A 22,219-nucleotide genomic window follows, 5' to 3' on the forward strand; every position below is an offset into this window, starting at 1 on the left:
GTCCAAAAAGGGCGGGAAGGGTTGAACCGCCCTTGATCAGCGGCGATGATCGGCGAGTGCCTGACAATCCACCTTTAAGGCGGAATCTTCCGTACCAGATGTTGTGGATCGGCGGCGCGGTGTCGTCGCTCGGCTCGGCGATCACCGGGCTGGCACTCCCTCTGCTCCTGATCGCCATCACGGGTTCGTCGGCGTTCGCCGGAGCGGTCGCCTTCGCCGGCCTGGCGGCGGGCACGCTGATCTCGGTCCCGGCCGGCGTCTGGGTCGACAGGCACCCGCTCAAGAAGGTCATGCTGGCCTCGCTGGCCGTGCAGATGGTCTGCTGGGGGTCGGTGACCGTCGCGATCCTGCTCGGCTCGATCACTCTGGTGCACGTCTTCGCCGCGGCGATCATCGGCTCGCTGGCGGGCGCCTTCTTCGAGCCCGCGCAGCAGGTGGCGATCAGGGAGGTCGTGCCCGCCGTCCAGCTGCCCGGCGCCTACGCCCAGGACGAGGCCCGCAGCCACGCCGCCAATCTGGGCGGTCCTCCGCTGGGCGGTGTGCTGTTCACCGTGGGCCGCGCCGTGCCGTTCCTCGTCGACACGATCAGCTTCCTCGTCGCGATGGCCTGCCTCGCCGCGGTCAGGCTGCCGCACCGGGCGCCCAGGCCGTCGGCGGAGCGGCCGGGCATGCGCCAGGAGGCGGGCCAGGCCCTGCGGTGGTTGTGGGGGCACCGGGGTATCAGGGCGGGTCTCGGGCTGGGGCTGATGGCCAACCTGACCGTCAACGCCATGATGCTGCCGCTGATGGTCAGGGCGGGAGATCCGGTCGCCAGCGGCGTGGTGATCGGGTCGCTGGGCGTGGGCGGGCTGCTCGGCGCGCTGATCGCGCCGCGGGTCACCCGGCTGGCCCCCGCGGGCATGATGTTCCTGTACGTCCTGACCCTCTTCGCGCTGTGCATGCTGGCCGGGGCCCTGCCGCTCGGCTCCTACTGGCCGGTCGTGCCCATGGTGCTGGCCATGCTGGCCGTACCCGCCCTGAACGTCGCCCTCAAGACCATCCTGGCCACCCTCGTCCCCGGCGACATGATGGGCAGGGTCGGCGCGCTCATGCAGGCCGCGTCGATGGGGCTGGTGCCGTTCAGCCCGCTCGTCGGCGGCGTGCTGGCGCAGGTGCTCGGCGGTTCGTGGGCGATGGTCGTGCTGGGCGTGGTGCTGCTGCTCGCCTGCGCGGTCGCGGTGAGCAGCAGCGACCTCAGGAAACTCGCGGTGCCTACGACAGCGGGATGAACGCCTGCTCGGCCAGCGTGTTGATGTCGTTGACCTGGAAGCCCTTCTCCGAGAGGGTCCAGAGCGAGTCGCCGATGACGATCGTGCGCTGGATGCTGGGCTCGTAGGAGTACTGGTCCTGCTTGATCATCGGGTGCTTGATCATGCCGACCTTGGTCACCGCCGAGTCGCTCACGTTGAGCACCATCGCTCCGCTCTCCGACGTGCCGTTGCCGACGTCGTGCGAGCTGAGCGGGATCACCGTGAGGCCCGACTTGGGCCAGTAGAGGAAGGCGTGCGGGTCCCACTCGGCCTCGGAGCCCGAGTTCTTCTGGAACAGCTGCGACAGCCGGTTGGGGTTGGCCGGGTCGGAGACGTCGAAGAGCGAGATCTGGGTGCCCATCGTGCGGCCCTTCTCGCTGGCCTCCTGGCCCAGCCCGATCAGGCGCCCGTCGCCCGCGGGGTGCAGGTAGGCCGAGTAGCCGGTGATCTTCAGCTCGCCGGTCACCTTGGGCGCCGCGGCGTCGCGCAGGTCCAGGGTGTAGAGGGGGTCGACCTGCTTGAAGGTGACGACGTAGCCGTTCGGGCCCATGAAGCGCACGGAGTAGATGCGCTCGCCCTTGCCCAGGCCCGTGACCTCGCCGACCTTGGCCATGGTGTCGGCCTTGAGGACGTAGACGCCGCTGGAGCTCGTCTCGGCGGTGGCCTGGGTGGTGGCCACGCGCAGGTTGCCCTCGTGCTCCGACAGGGAGTACTGGTTCAGCAGGCGCCCCGGCACCTTGCCCGAGGCGACGTAGCGCGGCGCCCCGGGCTGGCTGATGTCGAAGCGGTGGACCTCGGTCTCCTCCGTCGGTACGGCAGGCGTCGCCGACGAGCGCGGCCTGCCCGCGTCGGCGGGACCCCACGGGATGGGGAACCACCAGCGCGGATTGCTGGCCACGTAGAAACCGGCGCCGTTGCTGTAGACGGTGTCGCCGTCGGCGGCCACGCCGATCGGGTCGGTCCCGCTCGCGGTGACGCCCTGGGCCAGGTCCAGGGTGTGCACGGTCAGCATGGAGGTGCCGGTGTAGTCGGCGGGGTGGCTGACCCGCTCGCACTTGAGGCTGTCGGTTCTGGTGGCGCCCGACGCGTCGGTGATCTCGATCTTGGGCAACCAGGCGTCGATCGGCGCCTGCCGTACGACGTTCTGGTTGACCTTCTTCATCTCCTCCTCGGAGACGTCGCCGCGGGCCTGCGGGGAAACGATCGTCGGCTGGTTGCGTGTCACCAGGCGGACGGTCGAGCCGACCATGCGGGCGTCCACGTGGGAGCCCTGCGGTTTGATGGTGGAAAGGATCCTGGGCTGCCCGCCGGCCAGGTCGACCAGGATGTACTTCGAGGACATCGCGCCGACGTAGTCGGCGATCATCCTGTCCTTGGTCATCGGCTCGAAGTTCTGCATCAACACGAGCGCACGGTCGCCCTGGAGCAGCAGGTCGGCGGGGGCGTAGCCGCCGTTCTGGTCGTCGGTGAGCTTGAGCGAGGCCGTCACCCGCCTGCTCGCCGTGTCGATGATCCGCAGGGTGCCCTGGTGGACGGTGACGATGCGGTTGCCGTCGGTCTTGACCAGGTCGGGCTCGTCGGCGCCCGCCTCGTGCACGTTAGTCGTGGAGTGCTCGGGGGAGTTGCCCCCGCCGCCGGTGTCCTTGGCCGCCCTGGCGTCGCTGTTCTCCGCCATCGCGATGTCGCCGTAGGACATCATGCCGCCGCCGAAGCCGTACGGCCCGACGCTCTTGACGGCGTTCTCGCGCAGGCCGGCCAGCATGTCGTCGCAGCTGCTGTAGGAGACCAGCCGGATGTTCGCCACGGCGGCGGGCCTCTGCTTCTGGGAGGCCGCAGGCGCCGAGGAGGTGCACGCGGCGCAGGCGGCCGCCAGGACTGCGGCCGCTGCTGCCGTACGGATCAACTTCATGTCCCTCTACACGAATCAGGAGGTCCGGGGGTTCACGGTGAAGACCGGACTGATCGACAGGGCCTTGCTGCTCTCCAGCAGCCGCCGTACGGCCTTGCCCTCGAAGTCGACGACCTGGACCTCGTACTGCTTGCCGTTGTTGAGCTCCCAGCAGTACAGGTGGTGCTCGTCGTACCAGCCGAGGACCTTGTCGCAGTCGGAGGTGAAGCTCTGCTTCCTCTTCCCCGAGGCGGTGTCCCAGACGCAGTGCTCCTCGCCGCCGGGGCAGGTGGTGACGAACGTGGAGCCGCTGGGGGAGAAGAGCCGGTCGGTGCCCGCGGGCAGGGTGCCCAGGTCCTTGAGCGTGCGGGTGCGCTTGCCGTCGAGGTCGTAGAAGACCAGCGCCCTGGCCCGCTCGTCCCAGGTGACGACGCCGTCGTCGGTGCCGTCCCAGCCGAACGGAGCCAGCCCTGAGCTCTTGGCGACCTGAGTGATCTTGACCTTTCTGGTCTTCACGTCCAGCACGGCGAAGCCGAGGTGCGCCCAGGCGCCGTCGATCTGGCGCTCCACGTTGAGCAGGACCTTCGTGCCATCACGCGACCAGCCCCTGACCTGGGCTCCCGCGGGTTCGCGTACGGTCTTGACGGTGAAGGTCTCGCCGCTCTTCCTGTCGATGATGTTCACCGGGTCGAAGCCGTCTTCGGTGTAGTTGCGCGCCCGGCCGGCCAGGTAACGGCCGTTGGGGGAGACAAGCGACTCCCAGTGCTTGGGCTGCGGGGCAAAAGTGCCGGTCAGCGAGGCACGGGCGTAGTCGGCCCATTCCCCGGACTCGTTCCTGATCTCGTAGGAGGTGAGCCTGACCGGGTCCTTGGCCGACTCGTAGAGAGTGGCGGCGCCGCCGGGCAGGCGGACCGCGGTGACCTGCTGCTCCTGCCGCGCGGTCTGGGTGGGCTGCGCCACGGGTGGCGTCGTCTGCGACGCCGGCTTCCAGGGTGCCAGGATCAGCAGGCCCGCGACCAGGACGGCGACGAAGGCGGTGACGGCGCCGACGAGCAGGCCCTTCCTGGAGCCGCTCCGCGAGGGTGTCCGTGCGGCGGGTCGCGCCTCCCGCTGCGGCGGTGGTGCCTGCTGGTGCGGTCCCGGCGGCCCCTGCTGCGGCCCGGGTGGTCCTTGGTACGGCTGGGCGGCCGGCATCGGTGCGGGCCCGGTCATCGGCGAGGGAGGGCCTGCGGCCGCCGCGGCGGCGTCCTGCAGCGCCACGGGCGCCGCCGACGGGTGCTGCAGCAGGCGCATGATGACCTGCTCGGCGGTCGGGCGCATCGCCGGGTTCTTGCTCAGGCACTGCGCCACCACGTCCCGCAGCGGCCCGTCGAGGTTGCCGAGGTCGGGTTCCTGGTTGAGCACCCGGTTGATCACGGCGTGCATGGTGTCGTTGCCGAACGGCGCCTGGCTCGTGGCGGCGAACACCATGGTGTTGGCCCAGGAGAACAGGTCCGCCGCGGCGCCCACCTGCTCGCCCATGATCTGCTCCGGCGCCATGTAGGAGGGGGTGCCGACCGGCATGTTGCTGATCGTCACGTTCGCGTTCAGCGCCCGCGCGATGCCGAAGTCGATGACGCGGGGCCCGTCGGCGGCCAGCAGCACGTTGGCCGGCTTGAAGTCGCGGTGCACGATGCCGGCCTGGTGGATCGCCGCCAGCGCGGTGGCGGTGCCGACGGCCAGGCGGTGCAGGGCGCTGCCCGAGCGCGGCCCCTCGTCCAGGACCATGCGCTGCAGCGACGGGCCCTCGATGTATTCACTGACGATGAAGGGGCGTTCCTGCTCCACCCCCTTGGCCAGCACGGCGGCGGTGCAGAACGGCGCGACCCGCTCGGCCACCTGGACCTCGCGCATGAACCGGGTGACGCTCACCTCGTCGCCCGCCAGCTCCGCGCGCAGCCACTTGATGGCCACGCGCCGGCCCTCGGCGTTCTCGGCGAGATAGACGACGCCCTGCCCGCCCTCGCCCAGGCGGCCGAGGATGCGGTGATCTCCCAGCCGCTCCGGGTCCGATGGTCTGAGGGGGGCGAACGCTGTCATAGGGGCCCATTCTTACCTGCCCATTTGCGTGAGGACAATTTTGTCGGGGCGGCTGGGTAGGGTCCCCGGCATGGCTTACGACTTCCAGGTGACGGTCGATTCGCACGATCCCCACGCTCTGGCCGACTGGTGGGCGGAGGCTCTGGGGTGGGAGGTGGAGGCGCAGGACTCCGCGTTCATCCGGAGCATGATCGAGCAGGGTCATGCGAAGGACGATGACACGATCACGCACAGGGGCGCGCTCGTGTGGAAGGAAGGCGCCGCCATCCGCCACCCGGAGGGAATCGAGCGGGCGCCGCGGGTGCTCTTCCAGCTCGTGCCCGAGGACAAGACGGTCAAGAACCGCGTCCACCTCGACGTCAGGGTCGGGGCCGACAACGTCAAGGCGGAGGTCGAGCGGCTCGTCGCACGCGGCGCGACCGTTCTGCACGAAGGGCAGCAGGGGCCGGTGCACAAATGGGTCACGATCGCCGACCCGGAGGGCAACGAGCTCTGCATCACGTGAGCCGGCGTGCGCTCGTCACGCCTGGCCACTACCCGGTGGGCAGCGGCCTGACCAGGACCTCGGGCCCGGCCTTCGCGCCCGAGCGGGCCGACGTGATCCTGCTCTCCCACGACCAGCACGGCCCCGACGGCACCGAGCACCTGGTCGGCGAGGTGACCGGTTTCGTGCTCTCCGGCGAGGGCCTGCCGGTCGTCGATGTGAGCGGCGACAACGCCTCGCTCGAGGTGGTGAAGCGGATCGCCGCTGCACCTGCTGGAGCCCGGCGAGTCCGTCACGGTGTGAGCGGGTGCGCCACCCACACGTTGGGCTCCACGTAGACCGCGTGGTCGTGGTCGAGGTCGACGTGCACCGGCGCCAGGGCGCCGTCGACCGTCACCGTCCCGCTGCGCTCGAACCCCGTTCCCCGCCACCCCTGCCATTCGGCGAGGGTGCCCGACACGGTCATCGAGCGCGGCGCCACCTTGACGATCCGCCCGCCGGCGCGCACGTGGACGCGCAGCCACGCGTCGTACGGCAGGCCGTCGTCCCGGGTGCGGAAGGCGTACTCCGCCATGGGTGTCAGCGGTTCCAGGTGCTTGCGGTTGGGCCGGACGGGCGCGACGAGCTCGCCGAAGCCGAGCCGGGCGGCGTTGTCGCGCATCGCGGCGAGCATCAGGCCCGACAGGCCCCTGCCGAGCAGGTCCTGCCGGACGGTGATCTCCAGCGCGGAGATCCGGTCGGGGGTGACGCCTCGTTCGCGTGCCAGCCAGCCGCGCCTGATCACGCCGTCCCACCCGTCGTCGGGCAGGTCGTCGCCGCTCATCGTGAACGGCATGGAACAGCCGCGCGCGACGAGCCTGCCTGGTTCGGTGTCGTCGTCGGCGACCAGCACATAGTCGGCGTAGAGGCGCTCGCAGAACGGGTAGAACAGGTCGGCGAGCGGGTCGTGCATCATGAACTCCGGCCAGATGTTGTCCATCGTCCAGAGGCCCGCGGCGAGCTCGGGCCGTTCGGCGAGGGTGGTGACGCGGAGAGCCATGAGCGTGATCTTCGTGCACCGATCACGCCGGCGCAACGCGGTAGAAGGGCGTCACTACCGATCATCCGGGCCTTCACGCATATTGCTTGCTATGTGGAACATCGAGGAGTTCGTCGGAGCGGCCGGGATCGCGGTGGAGGAACTGGCCGCCTATGTCGACGAGAGCCAGCGTGGAGCGGTCCCGGTGCTGGCCAGGCGCCCGCCGGGGGAGCTGGCCCGGTTGCTCGGGTTGCGCGAGTGGATCGCGGAGGGCGGGATGACGCCCGACGCCTTCCGCGAGTTCCTGCGCTGTTTCCTGCGCGAGGGCACGCGGCTGCATCACCCGGCCTACCTGGCGCACCAGACCGCCTCGCCCGACTTTCCCGCCGCGCTGGCCGACCTCGTCCATGGGGCGACGAACAATCCGATGGCCATCTACGAGATGGGCGCCGCGGCGGCCACCGCCGAGTTCGAGGTGCTGCGCTGGATGCTGGGCAAGGTGGGCTTCCCCGAGGGCGGAGGCGTGCTCACGCACGGCGGTTCGCTGGCCAATCTGACGGTGATGCTGGCTGCCAGGGCGCGTGCCGTACCCGATGCCTGGGACGAAGGGGTGCCGGGGGATCTGGTGGTCCTGGCGCCGCCGTCGGCGCACTATTCGGTGTCGCGAGCGGTGTCCATCCTCGGGCTCGGGCAGCGGGCGATCGTCCCGCTCGCGACCGATGAGCTCGGCCGGATCGACGCCGGCAGGCTCCCCGATGTTTCGGGGAAGAGGGTGATGGCGCTCGTCGCCGGAGCGTGCGCCACCGGCACCGGCCTGCACGACGACCTGCGCACGATCGGCCAGTGGTGCCGCGAGCGTGACATCTGGTTCCACGTCGATGCCGCCCACGGCGCCTCGGCCCTGCTTAGCCCGGAGCACAGCGGCCTTCTCGACGGCATCGAGCTGGCCGACTCGGTGATCTGGGACGCCCACAAGATGTTGCGCACCTCCGCGCTGGCCGCCGCGGTGCTCGTGCGGCGTGAAGGCGACCTGGATGCCGCCTTCCAGCAGGAGGCCAGCTACCTGTTCTACGGAGACCAGGGCTTCGACCTCATCAACCGCACCGTCGAGTGCACCAAGGCCGAGCTCGGCCTGAAGATCTTCCTCAACCTGGCCTGGCGCGGCGAGCGTGGCCTGGGCGACTACGTGGCCGCGCAGTACGGCACGGCGCACCGGTTCTGGGAGCTCGGCCGCGACCGGCCCGGTTTCGTCTTCCCGTACGAGCCGGAGAGCAACATCGTCTGCTTCAGGTACGGCACCGGCGACCAGGCTCTGCTGCGGGAGCGCCTCATGGACTCGGGCCGCTTCCACCTGACCTCGGCCGAGCTCGGCGGCGTCAGGCACCTGAGGATCACGGTGATGGCTCCGGCGACCGACGACAAGACCCTGGAAGCGCTGCTGGACGCGGTGGCGGAGCATGGCTCGCCTGGTGGCAGCATGGAGGCGTGAGTCATGCCTTCGCCATGCTGGTGGATCTGGTCGCCGACGGCGGTGTCGTCGTGCTGAGCGGCGCGGGCCTGTCGACCGAGTCGGGCATCCCCGACTACCGGGGTGAGACGGGCCGCGCTCGCAAGGGCGAGCCGATGACCTACCAGACCTTCGTGGGCAGCGCCGCGGCCCGTCAGCGTTACTGGGCGCGCAGCCATCTGGGATGGCAGCACATCGCGCGGGCGGCCAGCAACGACGGCCATCGGGTGGTGGCCGAGCTGCAGGCGAGGGGCCTGGTCTCGGCTGTGATCACGCAGAACGTCGACGGGCTGCACCAGGCGGCGGGCGCCAAGCAGGTGGTCGAGCTGCACGGCAGCCTGCACCGGGTGCGGTGCCTGTCGTGCGGGGAGCGTTCGAGGCGTGAGCGCCTCGACGAGCGGCTGCGCGCGGCCAATCCGGCGTGGACGGCGATGCTGGGCGCTCCCGACGGCGACGCGGGTGTCAACCCCGACGGTGACGCGGCCGTCGAGGATTCCCTGGTCGCGAGCTTCCGGGTGGTCGACTGCGAGAGCTGCGGCGGCCTGCTCAAGCCGGATGTGATCTTCTTCGGCGAGAATGTGCCGCGCCCGCGCGTGCAGGAGTGCTTCGAGCTGACCGAGTGCGCGGGCACCCTGCTGGTGCTGGGCTCCTCGCTGACGGTGATGTCGGGCTACCGGTTCGTCAGGCGGGCGGCCGAGCACGACATCCCGGTCGCGATCATCAATCAGGGCCCGACCCGTGGCGACGGCGACGCGTTGCTCTCGCTCGACGCGCCGCTCGGCGCCACGCTCACCCGGCTGTTGCGGGAAGTCGCCTAGATCCAGCCGTCGAGGCCCGTCATGAAGTCGTCGAACAGGTGGCGGTGGATGGTGTGCTCCGCGCCGGTGACCGTACGGACCTCGAAGCCCTTCTCGGCGAGCTCGGCGGCGTAGTCCGGCGCGACCAGGAAGCTCGGGTCGGCGAGCTGGACGAGCGAGGGCACCACGGGCGCGGGGGTGAAGTCGGATCCGGCGACCTCGCTCAGTGACAGCGCGGTCTGCGGGTCCCAGTGCTTGAGCATCTCCACCTCGACGGCGACCTCGTCGGCGGAGAAGCCGGGGTGCATGGCGGCGATCTGCTCGCCGGTCAGCGCGGCGGCCGCGGCCATCATGTCGGTGAGCGGCACGCCGCCCTCCATGATCGGCAGGCGCCAGGCGGGGTCGGAGTAGATCGCCCGGCCGGGCCGCAGCCGCTCGACCGCCAGGCCGAGGGTCAGGCCGCCGAGGGAGTGGCCGATGGCCAGGTCGGGGGCGGCGGGCAGGGTCTCGACGACGGAGGAGGCGAACAGCTCGGGCGGGTAGCCGGCGGCGCGCGGGCTCAGGCCGTGGCCGGGCAGGTCGACGGCGATGACGCGGTAGCCGCGTTCGGCCAGCGCGGGCCCCACCCGCCACCAGCACTGCGAGTCGGCCATGATGCCGTGGATGAGGATGGCGAGCCGGTCGCCCCGGCCCCATTCGCGAGTGTTGAGCTTCACGGAACGCCTCCAACGTTTATACGTATAAGCACTTGATAGCATGACAGGAGTGACTGAGGACATTCAACGTCGGCCTCCGACCAGTGTCGACGTTGCCCGGGCCGCAGGGGTCTCGCAGGCGACGGTCTCCTACGTGCTCAACGACAACCCCAACGCCCGGGTCAGCGAGAAGACGCGCGAGCGTGTGCGCGAGGCGGCCGAACGCCTCGGCTACGTGCCGCACGCCAGTGCGCGCGCGCTGCGCACCGGGCACAGCGGCCTCGTGCTCCTCCCGCTGCCGATGGCCAGGACCGGGCGGCTGGCCCAGGAGTGGCTCGACGCGCTGGGCGACGCGCTGAACGACGCCGGATACACCCTGGTCTACTACGGCGAGCGCAAGCTGAAGGGCATCGCCGCCGCGCGCGACTGGGCGGCGCTGCGTCCGGTCTCGATCATCGTCGACTCCGAACGGCTCACCAAGGCCTCGGTGGAGTTGCTGAAGTCGTCGGGCACCCGCGCCGTCTTCGGGATCGGCTCCGAGCCGTCGCCCCTGGTGCCCTCGATGGTCCTCGACCACAGGCAGGTGGGCGAGCTGGCAGCCCGTCACCTGGTCGAGCGCGGCTGCCGGCGGCTGGGCGCGATCGTGCCGCGCGAGGCGGGCATCGACGTGATGGGCGCCAACCGCTGGCGTGGTGTGTGCCGGGTCGCGCCCGACGCCGCCCGGCTCGACCTGGCCTTCTCCGAGGACGAGGCGCGTGAGCTGGTGGCCGGGGGAGACCTGCCCGACGGCGTCTTCGCCTACAACGACGAGTACGCCATGCTGCTGATCAGCGCCCTGCACGACGCCGGGCTGCGGGTGCCCGACGACGTGGCCGTCGTGGGCGCCGACGACCTGCCGATCGCCTCGCTGATGCGGCCCCGGCTGACCAGCGTGCACTTCGACCCGACCGCCAACCCCGTCGAGCTGGTGACCTTGCTCGACGAGATCGTGCGGGGCGAGCGCGAGGCCGCGGACGGCACCGTCGTCGACCTGTTCGCGCCGCGCCTGGTGGTGCGCGACAGCGCCTGACCTGGTCCGGGAAGGCGTTTTCCGTGTACGGCAGGCGAACCGCTGTGCGGTAACAACTTGGCCGCGCGTCTTGTCAGCCCCTTCACAGCGACCTACAGTCCAGAGCAATCGTCGGGTGATACGTATCACCACACGTTTGATCAGGAAAGGTCACCCCTATGACCCAAGTGCAGGGTGCAACCCCCTCCGCCGAGGCCGGCTACCGGCTCGGCCCGCTGTACCTGACGCTGCCCCTGGCGAACATCGCGCTCTTCATGCTGTGGATGGGCATCGGAGGATTCGTGCTCCCCGTGCACGTCCAGCGGATCACCGGTGAGAACAGCGTCGCCGCACTGGGACTGGCCAACACGATCGGCCCGCTGATGGCCACGATCGCCAACCCGATCTTCGGTCAGATCTCCGACCGCACCCGCTCCCGTTTCGGCCGCCGAAGCCCCTGGATCCTCGCCTGCGTGGCGGTGGGCATCATCGCCCTGGCCGTGCAGGCCAGTGCGAGCACCGTGCTGATGCTGGGCGTCAGCTGGGCCGTGGTCCAGATGATCATGAACGGCTACCAGGCGGCGATCACCGCGATCATGCCGGACCGGGTGCCCGCCAACCGCTACGGCACCTTCTCCGCCCTGGTCGGTTTCGGCGTGCCCATCGGCACCGTCGTCATGTCGAGCCTGTTCATCGCCTTCCCGCAGCTCGCGGCCGGGGGCGCGTACTACCTGATCATGGCGGTCCTGGCCGTGGCGGCGCTGCTCATCGTCTTCGCCAGCCCCGACAAGTCGTCGGCCGGCCTGCCGCGCGAGCCGTTCGATCTCGGCGAGTTCATGGCCGGATTCGTCCGGCCGATGAAGAGCGCCGACTTCCGCTGGGCCTTCATCGGCCGCTTCGGCATCATGTTCGGCTACATGGTCATCTTCACCTTCAACCTCTTCCTGCTCGAGGACTACATCAAGATCCCGCGCGAAGAGGTCATCTCGAAGATGGGCATCCTCGCCCTCATCGGGCAGGTCGCCACCATCGTGGCCGTCATGGTGATCGGCCCGATCTCGGACCGGGTCAACCGCTTCAAGCTCTTCGCCCTGATCTCCGGCCTGGCCGCGGCGGTCACCCTGGCGGTCCCGCTGTTCATGCCGACCTTCAACGGCATGATCATCTACAACATCCTGCACGGCATGGCCCTGGGCGTCTTCATGGCCGTCGACCTGGCGCTGATCACCAAGGTCCTGCCCAACCACGCCGAGGCGGGCAAGGACATGGGCGTCATCAACATCGCCAACGCCGGTCCCCAGATCCTCGCGCCCTCCATCGCCGCGTTCCTGGTGCTCAACCTGGGCGGCTACACGACGCTCTTCTATGTCGGCATCGCGGTCTCGCTCATCGCGTCGTTCGCCGTCGTCAAGATCAAGGGCGTGCGGTAGCTCCTTGGATCATCCCGCGCGTGTCGTACAAAGGAACCATGACCGAACTCGACGCCCGTCTGCGGGCCGTGGTGGATCTGATCGCCTCCGACGCCAGGGAGTACGGCGGCCGGCACGAATACGACGGGAAGATCCAGGACCTGTCCCCGTCAGGAGTGAGAGCGGGCCTGGCCGGGCTGGGCCAGGGCGACGAGCCCGACGACGCGCACGACGCCGCCCATCTGAAGGTCTTCGAGGAGGCGCTGCGGGTCCAGCTGGGTGAGCTGGAGCTGCACCGTAAGAACCCGCTCATCCACGTGAGCAACCTGGACCTGGCCTGCTACGACCGCGACTACGCCCCGGCACAGGAGCGCGAGCAGGCCAGGGCCCGGCACCTGGCGTTGTGGCCCGAGGCCGTACGGCACGCGATCGAGTCGCTCGACCAGCTGAGCGCCCCGGTCGCCACCTCCCTGCTCGCCGGGGTCAAGGGGCTCGGCGCCGGGATCACCGACGACAAGGCCCTCCAGGCCCACCGCGAGCTGGTCGAGCACGTCGAGCGGGCCACCACCGAGGGCTCGCCCGACGCGGCCCTCGGCGGACCGGCCCTGGCCAGGCTGATGGGAGCGAGCGAAGGCCTGGAGGTCGACCTGGGCAGGCTGGCCGAGCGCGCCGACGCCGAGCGCGACCGGCTGATGGCCAGGCTGGCCGAAGGGTGCGAGAAGCTCGGCAGGAAGGGCGAGAACCCGCTCGACGTCGCCCGCGAGCTGGTCAAGCGGCATCCCGACGCCGACGGCGTGATCGAGGCGGCCAGGATCGGCACGGAGAAGGCCATCGCCTTCACCCGCGAGAAGGATCTGGTGCCCTACCACGACGGCGAGTGCCTCGTCGGCCTGGCGCCCGAGTCGCGCAGGTGGGGCATGGCGATGATGAGCTGGAACGCGCCGGGCGAGCCCGACGGCCCGTCGTGGTACCACATCACCCCGCCCGACCCGAGCTGGCCGCGGCACGAGCAGGAGGAGTGGCTGGAGGTCTTCAGCGACACCACCCTGCCCGCGATCAACGTGCACGAGGTCGCGCCGGGGCACTTCTCGCACGGCAGGGCGCTGCGGCACGCGCGCTCCGACGTGCGCAGGCTGCTGCACTCCATGTCGTTCGCCGAGGGCTGGGCACACTACGCGGAGGAGCTCTGCGTCGAGCAGGGCTTCGAGGCCGATGACCCGCGCTTCGAGATCGGCGTCTGGCTGGAGGCCCTGCTGCGGGTGACCAGGCTGGCCTGCGCGATCGGCGTGCACACCGGCCAGATGACGGTCGAGGACGGCGCGCGCCGGTTCGAGAGCGACACGCATCTGGCGGGACCGGCGGCGCTGTCGGAGGCCAGGCGTGCCAGCTTCGACCCGACCTACGGCCGCTACACCTGGGGCAAGCTGGTCATCATGGATCTGCGTGACCGGTACCCCGGATCGCTGCAGCAGTTCCACAAGGCGATGCTCGATCTGGGATCACCGCCGCTTGGCTTGCTCGACGGGATCCTCTAACGTCGATCCCAAGCGTGCGCTTGGGAGGCATGGATGCGAGAGCTCTCCGGCAAGGTCGCCGTCGTCACCGGCGCGGCGAGCGGGATCGGCAGGGCTCTCGCGCTCCGCCTGGCCGCCGAGGGCATGACCCTCATGCTCGCCGACGTGGAACCGTCCGGGCTGGCCCGGACACAGGCCATGGCCGAGGGCGCCAAGGTGCTCACCCAGGTGACCGACGTCTCCGACCGCGCGGCGGTGCACCATCTGGCCGACCGCACGTTCGGCGAGCTGGGGGCGGTGCACCTGCTGTGCAACAACGCCGGGGTCTTCCAGGGCGGTCACATGTGGACGCGCGACCCCGACGACTTCGCCTGGCTGCTGGGCGTGAACCTGTGGGGCGTGCTCCACGGCATCCACGCCTTCGTGCCGCGCATGATCGAGCAGGACACCGAGGGGCATATCGTCAACACCGTGTCGATCTCGGGCCTGTTCGCCGCGCCGTACAGCGGGGCCTACTCGGTGACCAAGTACGCCGCCTTCGCCGCCTCCCAGTCGCTGGCGCAGGACCTGGCGATGGTCGGCTCCAAGCTGAAGGTGACGGCGTTGTGCCCCGGCGGGGTGCAGACCGGGATCAACAGGTCGGACCGGGTACGGCCGGCGGACCTGTCCACCAGCCGTACCCAGGACGAAGGCGACTCGCTGAAGATCATCGACGGCATCGTGGAGAGAGGCATGGACCCCGCCACAGTGGCCGCCATCGCGGTCGAAGCGGTGCGCGAGGAGAGGTTCCTGGTCTTCACCCATCCCGGCTACGGCGAGGGGCTGCGCGAGCAGACCGAGGCGCTGCTGGAGGGGAAGTTGCCACCGTTGCCGCTCTACGAATAGCGCGCCGATACACTTGGGGCACCGCATTCGCCTTGCTTGGGGGTCTTCTCGGTGTCTGAATTTGACACGGTGCTCGTAGTCGACTTCGGCGCGCAGTATGCGCAGCTGATCGCCAGGCGGGTCCGTGAGTGCCACGTCTACTCCGAGATCGTCCCCTCGACGATGCCGGTCGAGGAGATGCTCGCCAAGAAGCCCAAGGCGATCATCCTGTCCGGCGGACCCTCCTCGGTCTACGCCGAGGGCGCGCCCGCCGCCCCTGAAGGCCTGTTCGACACCGGGGTGCCGACCTTCGGCATCTGCTACGGCTTCCAGGTCATGGCCCAGGCGCTCGGCGGCGAGGTCAAGCGCACCGGCACCGCCGAGTTCGGCGGCACCGACCTCGACGTGACCCGCGAGGGCGTCCTGTTCGCCGGGCTGCCCTCCAAGCAGAAGGTGTGGATGTCCCACGGCGACGCCGTCGCCGCCGCGCCCATCGGCTTCACGGTGACCGCCTCCACCCCCGAGACCCCTGTCGCCGCCTTCGAGCACCCCGAGATGGGTCTGTACGGCGTGCAGTTCCACCCCGAGGTCCTCCACTCCGACCACGGCCAGGCGGTGCTCAAGCACTTCCTCGAGGCCGCCGGGTGCCGGCCCAGCTGGACCATGCTCAACATCGTCGAAGACGCCGTCGAGGCGGTCCGCAACCAGGTCCAGGGCGGCCGGGCCATCTGCGCCCTGTCCGGGGGCGTCGACTCGGCGGTCGCCGCCGCGATCGTGCAGCGCGCCATCGGCGACCGGCTGACCTGCGTCTTCGTCGACCACGGGCTCCTGCGCAAGGGCGAGGCCGAACAGGTCGAGCGCGACTTCGTCGCCGTGACCGGCGTCAAGCTGCGCGTGGTCGACGCCTCCGACCGCTTCCTGAAGGCGCTCGACGGGGTGACCGACCCGGAGGAGAAGCGCAAGATCATCGGTCGTGAGTTCATCCGCGTCTTCGAGGACGAGCAGCGCGCCATCATGGCCGACGGCCCCGTCGAGTTCCTGGTGCAGGGCACGCTCTACCCCGACGTGGTGGAGTCGGGCGGCGGCACCGGCACCGCCAACATCAAGTCCCACCACAACGTCGGCGGCCTCCCCGACGACCTGCAGTTCTCCCTCGTCGAGCCGCTGCGCACCCTGTTCAAGGACGAGGTGCGCCGCGCGGGCGAGGAGCTCGGCCTGCCCGCCGCCATGGTGTGGCGCCAGCCCTTCCCCGGCCCCGGCCTGGGCATCCGCATCGTGGGCGCGGTGACCCGCGACCGTCTCGAGATCCTGCGCGAGGCCGACGCGATCGCCCGCGAGGAGCTGTCGCGCGCCGGGCTCGACCGCCACATCTGGCAGTGCCCGGTCGTGCTGCTGGCCGACGTGCGCTCGGTCGGCGTGCAGGGCGACGGGCGCACCTACGGCCACCCCGTGGTGCTGCGGCCGGTCACCTCGGAGGACGCGATGACCGCCGACTGGGCGCGCGTGCCGTACGACGTGCTGTCGCGCATCTCCACGCGCATCACCAACGAGGTCCGCGAGATCAACCGCGTCGTCGTCGACGTGACCAGCAAGCCCCCGGGCACCATCGAGTGGGAGTAGGGGCCGCCCGGCCGGCGAAACAGGTCCGCGGGCCGGGATCCCCATATCTGGCGGGGCAGCGGGTACACCTCCGGCGAAGGAGGGGCCATGCGCAACATCCTGTCCTGGCTGCTGCTGTTCGCCGCCGCCGCCCTCACCGTGGCGGGAGCCGTGCTGGGCTGGCTCTACCTGGCGGTGCGCTGGGCGATGGCGGTGAGCGTGGTGGCGTTACTGGCCTTCGCCGCCGTCGTCCTGATCGGCGCCATGAAGGGCAGCAGAGGTAGCTGAGGGGCCGGGCGTTCAGGCTCCGACCGGCAACGAGTCCTCGGGCCGCGCCGCCTGCGCGCCCTTGCGCGGCAGCAGGGTCAGCGACACCACCAGGCCGATGGCGATCACGACAGCCGCCGCGACGAAGGCGGCGTGGTAGCCGGCCATCAGCTCGGCGGGAGCCGTCGAGCCGCCGGTGCGGGCGGAGGCGATGGCGATCAGGACGGCGATGCCGATCGAGATGCCCACCTGCTGCGTCACGTTGAACAGGCCCGACGCGAGCCCCGATTCCGATGGCGAGGCCTCGGCGGTGGCGGCGACCGTGGCCGCGACGACCAGCAGGCCGAAGCCGAAGCCGGTGAGCACCTCGGGGCCGAGCAGGCCCGTCAGGAAGGTGCTGTCGAGGCCGAGCGTGGTGTACCAGACGACGCCGGCCAGGATGAAGGCCATGCCGGTCGAGGCGGTGGCGCGCAGCCCGAAGCGGGCGACGGACCGGCCGCCGAGCAGGGAGGCGGTCAGCGCGATGGTGACCGCGATGGCGACCATCGACAGTCCCGACTCGGTGGCGCTGTAGCCGAGGATCAGCTGCGTGTAGAGGGTCAGGACGAAGAAGACCGCCTGCATCGCGAAGACCACCAGGAACATCACGGCGTTGCCCGCGCGCAGGAGCGGCCTGCGGAAGATGCCGAGCGGCATGAGCGGGCCGGCCGAGCGCGCCTCGATCGCGACGAAGGCGGCCAGCAGGATCACCGCCACGACCCCGGCCGGGAGCGACGACTCCGAGAAGGCGTAGATCAGCAGGCCGAGGCCGAGCGTGGAGGTGACCGCCCCGGCCACGTCGAACCCGCCGCCGCGTGCCGTACGGACATCGGCGGCCAGGACCGCCAGCGCGAGCACCGGGACGATCACACCGACCGGCACGTTGACGAAGAAGACCGAGCGCCAGCCCCACCCGTCGGTGAGCAGGCCGCCGAGCACCACGCCCGCCGCGCCGCCCACGCCGCCGACCGCGCCCCACACTCCCAGCGCCTTGGTCAGGGCCGGGTCGTCCTTGAACGTCGTCATCACCAGGGCCATCGCCGCGGGCGCGACGAGCGCTCCCGCCAGCCCCTGTACGCCACGCGCCGCGATCAGCACCACCCCGTCGCCGGCCAGGCCGCCCGCCAGGGACGCCGCCGCGAACAGCAGCATGCCCGCCATGAAGACGCGGCGCCTGCCCAGCTGGTCGGCCAGCCGGCCGCCGAGCAGGAGCAGGCCGCCGAACGTGAGGGAGTAGGCGGTGGTCATCCACGACAGGTCCTGGGCGGTCAGGCCCAGCTCCCGGCCCATGGGCGGCGACGCGATGCCGATGATGGTCAGATCGAGGATCAGGACGAACTGGGTCGCCGCCAGCAGGGCCAGCGCGCTCCACTTGCTTCTCACGGGGACTCCTAAGGACACCTTTTGTAACAGCGGCCATGATGTGTGACCATCGAGGTCTCCCGGAAGAAGGCACTTTCATGTCCCAGAGGCACACCGCTGTACCAGCCGAGCTCAGGAGCCGTGCCGACGCCGACGCGCTGATCGACGCCGGATACTGCCCGATCCCGCCGCGCGAGATCCTCGACACCATCGGCGGCAAGTGGGCGATCCAGCTCATCGTCGCCTCCGCCCGCGGCCCCATGCGCTTCACGGAGCTGGAACGGCTCATCGAGGGCATCAGCCGGCGCATGCTGACGCTGACGTTGCGGCACCTGGAGCGAGACGGGCTGCTCAAGCGCACGGTGTACCCGACCGTGCCGCCGAAGGTGGAGTACGAAGCCACGCCGATGGCGCTGGAGCTCTACGAGGCGATGCTGGTGCTGACTAACTGGTCACGGCGGCATAGTGCCTGCGTGGCTCGCTCGCGCGAGGACTACGACGCACGGCAAGCCTCCTGACGACGCGCAGGCGGGGCGCCGGCGTGGTGCGCCTCGCGCGAGCGGCGGCCGGTGGGCGCCACACGCACACGAAGCCGCCGGTGATGGGCAGCCGCTGCCACCGATGCGGGCTGACGGCGGGGGCCGGTGCCGGGTCCGGGGGCGCCGCTACCACCGCGACGGGCGCCACTTCCCTCTCGGGTGCCGGTCGCGGAATGGGCGCCAGCGTGGGCTGCTCCCCGTCCCGAGACACAGTGTTTCGCCGTACCGCCGCTCCAGCGGAGGCCGCCGCCTGCCGTACCAGCCGCAGGACGCTGGCCACGAGCAGCGGCAGCACCAGCGCCCCCACCACGATCGGCGAGGCCATGTAGCGGAAGTCCTGCGCCGAGATGTTGGCCAGCACCGCCAGTTGCTGCCCCGCCACGATGGCCGCCACGGCGATCACCGCCTTGCGGCGGGCGGCCCAGGCGGCCAGCGCGGCCGCCAGGTAGGTGACGTAGGCCCACAGCGCCCCGCGCCACATCAGCCAGTCGACCGGGTAGGTGGTCTCCAGCCACACGTTGACCGCGTGGTTGAGCCACTGCGCGGCCGGCCGCAGCGTGAAGACCTCGGCGCGTCCCGGGAAGTCGGTGACCTGGTACGGCCCGACGTAGTCGTCGGCGTTGGCGCGCCTGGAGAACATGTAGGTCCAGCCGTCCTTCTGCGCCAGGTCGGCGGTCACGCGCCAGGCGATCGCGCCGCGGCACAGCCGGGCGTCGATCACCTCGCCGGTGCGCTCCAGCAGCAGCCGCCGCCACATGTCGAGCAGGGCGGCGGAGTTGGCCTCGGCCTGCTCCCAGCTGAAGTCGCGCCGCCAGATGAGATCGTTGATCGACGCGCAGCTGCCGCCGCCCTCCCACCAGCGCGACAGGGGCGCGACGCGGCCGAGCACGCTCACATCCTGGTGGCCGAAACGTTCTGGGTGCTGCCGGTAGGCGTAGGCCAGGTCGCCGAAGGCGGTGTGGTAGACGTAGGTCGCGCTGGGCGCCTGGATGCCGGCCGAGGGGAAGACCAGGTTGTTCAGCAGCAGCGGAACGGCGGCGGCCACGGCGCCGACCAGCGCGAGCCGTACCCTCATGGTCTTGATCACCAGGAGCAGCACGACGACGGCGACGGCCACGACGAGGAAGCCGTTGGCGCGGAAGAGCCCGAGCCCGGCGAAGAGGGCGGCGAGCCCGAGCAGCGTGCGCCCGTTCATGCCACGGCAGGCGACGGCCGCGACGGTGATGGCGCAGATCGTGAAGGGCACGTCCTTCCACAACGCCACGGTGAACGCGCCGACCGGCGGCAGGACCGGCAGGAGGATCGCGACGGCCGTCGTGGTCCGCGGCGGAGCGCCGATGCGGGTGAGCGACCGGGCGAGGAAGGTGAGCGCGCCCGCCATCGCCGTGGTCTGGACGAGCGTGAGCGCGCCCAGGTCGCCGGTGCGGGTGAAGCTGAGCCACATCAGCGCGTCGTAGAGCACCGAGTGGTCGCCGACCCACGGGCCGGCCATGGTGTGGCTGAGGTACAGGACGGAGTCGCGGCTGAACAGGCCGGGGTAGAAGGCGGCCCACCAGACGAGGAGTATCGCCTGGATCGCGCCGAACGTCGCAAGCGGCGTTCTCACGATCCGGCGCACGGCGTCACTCACTTATCAGGACTTATCCGGATTACGAAGGGTATGCCTCGCCCGGCGCGAGCTTCCTCTTGCCCAGCAGCGTCGAAACGGTCACCAGGTGGTAACCGCGCTTCTTCAGCTCCTTGATCACCTCGGGCATCGCCTTGACCGTGGCCGGCACCGGATCGTGCATGAGGATCACCCCGCCCGGCCTGGCCAGCTTGAGCACCTTGTTACGGATCCGGTCCTTGTCGCGCAGGCTCCAGTCGAGCGTGGTGTCGGTCCACTTCACCTGCGCCAGCCCCAGCTCCTGGGCCAGGAGCAGCACCCGCTCGTCGCTGTGGCCGTACGGCGGGCGGAAGGTCTTGGGCCGCACCCCCGTCGCCTGCTCGATCACCTGCTGGGTGGAGTCGAGCTCACCCAGGATGTGCTCGTCGGGCATCGCCGGCAGACTCGGATGCGACCAGGTGTGGTTGCCCACCTCGTGCCCCGCCTTGACGATCTGCGCGGCCACCTCCGGCCGTTTCTCCACCGACTTGCCGACCAGGTAGAAGGTCGCCTTCGCCTTGCCCTTCTTCAGGGTCTTGAGCAACGTCGTGGTGTAGGGGCCGGGGCCGTCGTCGAAGGTCAGCGCCAGGCACTTGACCTTCGCGCAGTCGACCTTGGCCGGGGCGGCCTGAACCGGGGTCATGGCCAGAGCGAGCGCCATCAGTCCGTTTACGAGCACATCGCCATTCTTCCAACTCTTTTACCGCTGTGCGGCTAGGGCTTGTGCGCCCTGAGGAAGAGGGTGACGCCGGGAAGAGACTTCACCGGCAGGTGGCGCTCCACCGCGACGATCATGCTCAGACCGGTGTTGACCAGCGGCGACAGCTCTTCGAGATCGCTGCCCGTGGAGCGTCTGCGCCGGACGGCGACCACCGGCCGCAGCAGAACGTTCCAGCTCCATACCCGTTCGATAACGAGTCCGGCTCGCGCGGCCACATCGACCAGCTCTCGCCTGGTGTAACGCCGGACATGACCCACCGCGACGTCGTGCTGCGACCACAACCTCATGTCGCACGGCACCGCGATCAGCGCCGTGCCGCCCGGCCGCAGGACACGAACGATCTCCGCCGCCGCCCGGTCGTCCTCCTCGATGTGCTCCAGCACGTCGAAAGCGGTCACCAGGTCCTTGCTCGCGTCGTCGAACGGCAGCTCGCGGGCGTCGGCCCAGACCGCGTCGATGCCGCGCTCCCTGGCCACCTCGACGGCCACCTCGGAGAAGTCGGTGGCGGTCGCCTGCCAGCCCGCCGCCAGCAGCACCCGCGTGTTGCCGCCGCCCGCCGCGCCGATGTCGAGGGCCCGCCCGGGTTCGAGCGACCTCAGCTCCTTGCGCAGGATCGCCCGCCGCTCCCGATACCACCAGTGCGTGTCCTCGAGCTCGACCAGGCGCCTGATCTCCGTGCTCTCCATCAGCTCTTCTTGCGGAAGACTCGCAGGTCGTTGCCGTAGACGACGCGGTGGGCGGTTTTGGCGATCTCGACGGTGAGGCCGTGTTCGGCTGCCCAGGTCTCGATGGTGGCGACGGGGATGGGGTAGATCCATTCGCGGGCGATGATGAGGTCGTGCAGGCGGCAGAAGAAGTTGCGCCAGCGGGGGCGCAGGCTCATGTCTTTGTAGATGAAGATGCCGCCGGGTCGGACGGAGGCGCAGGCTTTGGCGAAGACGTCGCGTTGGTGGGGGACGGGGACGTGGTGGATGACGTCTTGCATGGAGACGACGTCGTAGGTGCCGGTGGGCCACTCGGTGCGGGCGTCGCGGCGTTCGTAGGTGAGGGTGGAGCCGGTGTGGGCGGTGTGGGTGGTCATTTTCTGGGCCAGGCCGATGGCGACGTCGCTGGGGTCGAAGCCGTGTCCGGTGATCTGGCGTCCGCGGGCGGCCATGAGGCCGAGGGACAGGCCGGAGCCGCAGCCGATGTCGAGGACGGTGGCGCCTTGGGGGACGAAGCCGACGACTTCTTCGAAGGGGCAGACCAGGACGCGTAGGCGTTGTTTGAGTCGCAGGGCCTTGGGAGCGTCGATGTAGAGGTTCCAGGCGTCCTGGATGAGGAGCTTCCTGTCGAACACCTCGGTGCCCAACGGGATGGGGTCTGCGGACACGACAGTACTCCTTGGTGGCGGGTGCGCGCGCGTGACGAGACGCTACCGCCTGACCGGCGTCAGGACCAATGTGGAGCGCCGAT

The 22,219-nt window shown here is 70.2% G+C and carries 21 protein-coding genes; 12 read left to right on the top strand and 9 right to left on the bottom strand.

Annotation, left to right across the window (positions count from 1 at the left end; all coding sequences use genetic code 11):
* Nucleotides 1-56: 56 nt before the first annotated feature.
* Nucleotides 57-1,268: an MFS transporter gene (locus tag HNR30_RS42860; protein WP_312895041.1), complete on the top strand. Its 1,212-nt coding sequence runs from the start codon at nucleotides 57-59 to the stop codon at nucleotides 1,266-1,268.
* Here HNR30_RS42860 and HNR30_RS42865 read toward each other — a convergent pair.
* Together HNR30_RS42865 and HNR30_RS47085 are read right to left on the bottom strand one after the other, a co-directional pair.
* A complete protein-coding gene (locus tag HNR30_RS42865) occupies nucleotides 1,252-3,198 on the bottom strand; it encodes a beta-propeller domain-containing protein (RefSeq protein ID WP_181615948.1) in 1,947 nt (648 codons plus the stop codon). The two genes, HNR30_RS42860 and HNR30_RS42865, sit on opposite strands and share 17 nt — an antisense overlap.
* A gap of 15 nt (nucleotides 3,199-3,213) precedes the next feature.
* Nucleotides 3,214-5,256 (bottom strand): serine/threonine protein kinase, encoded by a 2,043-nt coding sequence (locus tag HNR30_RS47085; RefSeq protein ID WP_220134640.1) that lies wholly within the window; start codon nucleotides 5,254-5,256, stop codon nucleotides 3,214-3,216.
* A gap of 70 nt (nucleotides 5,257-5,326) precedes the next feature.
* Here HNR30_RS47085 and HNR30_RS42875 point away from each other — a divergent pair, with 70 nt between their 5' ends.
* Nucleotides 5,327-5,761 carry a VOC family protein gene (locus HNR30_RS42875; protein ID WP_181615949.1) on the top strand — a complete coding sequence of 145 codons (435 nt, stop codon included), beginning with the start codon at nucleotides 5,327-5,329 and terminating at the stop codon, nucleotides 5,759-5,761.
* On the top strand, nucleotides 5,758-6,078 hold the full coding sequence (locus HNR30_RS42880; protein WP_220134641.1) for a hypothetical protein: 321 nt from the start codon (nucleotides 5,758-5,760) through the stop codon (nucleotides 6,076-6,078). Before HNR30_RS42875 ends, HNR30_RS42880 begins: the two co-directional genes overlap by 4 nt.
* Here the strand turns inward: HNR30_RS42880 and HNR30_RS42885 are convergent.
* Nucleotides 6,033-6,779 carry an N-acetyltransferase gene (locus HNR30_RS42885; RefSeq protein WP_181615950.1) on the bottom strand — a complete coding sequence of 249 codons (747 nt, stop codon included), beginning with the start codon at nucleotides 6,777-6,779 and terminating at the stop codon, nucleotides 6,033-6,035. The two genes, HNR30_RS42880 and HNR30_RS42885, sit on opposite strands and share 46 nt — an antisense overlap.
* A gap of 91 nt (nucleotides 6,780-6,870) precedes the next feature.
* On the opposite strand from HNR30_RS42885, the gene HNR30_RS42890 reads away from it, so the two are divergent.
* Together HNR30_RS42890 and HNR30_RS42895 are read left to right on the top strand one after the other, a co-directional pair.
* A complete protein-coding gene (locus tag HNR30_RS42890; protein ID WP_181615951.1) occupies nucleotides 6,871-8,247 on the top strand; it encodes a pyridoxal phosphate-dependent decarboxylase family protein in 1,377 nt (458 codons plus the stop codon).
* Nucleotides 8,244-9,083: an NAD-dependent protein deacetylase gene (locus tag HNR30_RS42895; protein ID WP_312895042.1), complete on the top strand. Its 840-nt coding sequence runs from the start codon at nucleotides 8,244-8,246 to the stop codon at nucleotides 9,081-9,083. Before HNR30_RS42890 ends, HNR30_RS42895 begins: the two co-directional genes overlap by 4 nt.
* Here HNR30_RS42895 and HNR30_RS42900 read toward each other — a convergent pair.
* Nucleotides 9,080-9,778, bottom strand: a complete 699-nt coding sequence (locus tag HNR30_RS42900) for an alpha/beta fold hydrolase (protein ID WP_181615952.1) — start codon at nucleotides 9,776-9,778, stop codon at nucleotides 9,080-9,082. The genes HNR30_RS42895 and HNR30_RS42900 overlap by 4 nt on opposite strands.
* 49 nt (nucleotides 9,779-9,827) lie before the next feature.
* Between HNR30_RS42900 and HNR30_RS42905 the strand changes: the two genes are divergently transcribed.
* The 6 genes from HNR30_RS42905 to HNR30_RS42930 all read left to right on the top strand — a co-directional run bounded on the left by HNR30_RS42905 (nucleotide 9,828) and on the right by HNR30_RS42930 (nucleotide 16,479).
* A complete protein-coding gene (locus tag HNR30_RS42905) occupies nucleotides 9,828-10,826 on the top strand; it encodes a LacI family DNA-binding transcriptional regulator (RefSeq protein ID WP_181615953.1) in 999 nt (332 codons plus the stop codon).
* A 158-nt stretch (nucleotides 10,827-10,984) separates the two neighbouring features.
* Nucleotides 10,985-12,235 (top strand): MFS transporter, encoded by a 1,251-nt coding sequence (locus HNR30_RS42910; protein WP_181615954.1) that lies wholly within the window; start codon nucleotides 10,985-10,987, stop codon nucleotides 12,233-12,235.
* Nucleotides 12,236-12,273: 38 nt separating this feature from the next.
* Nucleotides 12,274-13,749 (top strand): DUF885 family protein, encoded by a 1,476-nt coding sequence (locus tag HNR30_RS42915; protein ID WP_181615955.1) that lies wholly within the window; start codon nucleotides 12,274-12,276, stop codon nucleotides 13,747-13,749.
* A 33-nt stretch (nucleotides 13,750-13,782) separates the two neighbouring features.
* Nucleotides 13,783-14,613, top strand: a complete 831-nt coding sequence (locus HNR30_RS42920; RefSeq protein ID WP_181615956.1) for an SDR family NAD(P)-dependent oxidoreductase — start codon at nucleotides 13,783-13,785, stop codon at nucleotides 14,611-14,613.
* A 51-nt stretch (nucleotides 14,614-14,664) separates the two neighbouring features.
* Entirely contained in the window at nucleotides 14,665-16,212 is a 1,548-nt protein-coding gene (guaA, locus tag HNR30_RS42925) for a glutamine-hydrolyzing GMP synthase (RefSeq protein WP_376771784.1), read from the top strand.
* An 87-nt stretch (nucleotides 16,213-16,299) separates the two neighbouring features.
* A complete protein-coding gene (locus HNR30_RS42930; RefSeq protein WP_181615958.1) occupies nucleotides 16,300-16,479 on the top strand; it encodes a hypothetical protein in 180 nt (59 codons plus the stop codon).
* 12 nt (nucleotides 16,480-16,491) lie between these two features.
* Here the strand turns inward: HNR30_RS42930 and HNR30_RS42935 are convergent, their stop codons facing one another.
* Nucleotides 16,492-17,880 carry an MFS transporter gene (locus tag HNR30_RS42935; protein ID WP_181615959.1) on the bottom strand — a complete coding sequence of 463 codons (1,389 nt, stop codon included), beginning with the start codon at nucleotides 17,878-17,880 and terminating at the stop codon, nucleotides 16,492-16,494.
* A gap of 77 nt (nucleotides 17,881-17,957) precedes the next feature.
* Here HNR30_RS42935 and HNR30_RS42940 point away from each other — a divergent pair, with 77 nt between their 5' ends.
* Nucleotides 17,958-18,377 (top strand): winged helix-turn-helix transcriptional regulator, encoded by a 420-nt coding sequence (locus tag HNR30_RS42940; protein WP_181615960.1) that lies wholly within the window; start codon nucleotides 17,958-17,960, stop codon nucleotides 18,375-18,377.
* Here the strand turns inward: HNR30_RS42940 and HNR30_RS42945 are convergent.
* From HNR30_RS42945 to HNR30_RS42960, 4 genes are read right to left on the bottom strand one after another with little or no spacing between them, the layout of a single operon-like run.
* Nucleotides 18,304-20,004, bottom strand: a complete 1,701-nt coding sequence (locus HNR30_RS42945; RefSeq protein ID WP_181615961.1) for a hypothetical protein — start codon at nucleotides 20,002-20,004, stop codon at nucleotides 18,304-18,306. The genes HNR30_RS42940 and HNR30_RS42945 overlap by 74 nt on opposite strands.
* 43 nt (nucleotides 20,005-20,047) lie before the next feature.
* Nucleotides 20,048-20,722 (bottom strand): polysaccharide deacetylase family protein, encoded by a 675-nt coding sequence (locus HNR30_RS42950; protein WP_181615962.1) that lies wholly within the window; start codon nucleotides 20,720-20,722, stop codon nucleotides 20,048-20,050.
* 35 nt (nucleotides 20,723-20,757) lie between these two features.
* The gene (locus HNR30_RS42955) at nucleotides 20,758-21,450 is read right to left on the bottom strand and encodes a class I SAM-dependent methyltransferase (protein ID WP_181615963.1); all 693 of its coding nucleotides are present in this window, start codon (nucleotides 21,448-21,450) and stop codon (nucleotides 20,758-20,760) included.
* Entirely contained in the window at nucleotides 21,450-22,136 is a 687-nt protein-coding gene (locus HNR30_RS42960; protein ID WP_181615964.1) for a class I SAM-dependent methyltransferase, read from the bottom strand. Before HNR30_RS42960 ends, HNR30_RS42955 begins: the two co-directional genes overlap by 1 nt.
* Between the last annotated feature and the right edge of the window lie 83 nt (nucleotides 22,137-22,219).

The sequence above is a fragment of the Nonomuraea soli genome (assembly GCF_013761175.1).
GTDB classification, from domain to species: domain Bacteria; phylum Actinomycetota; class Actinomycetes; order Streptosporangiales; family Streptosporangiaceae; genus Nonomuraea; species Nonomuraea soli.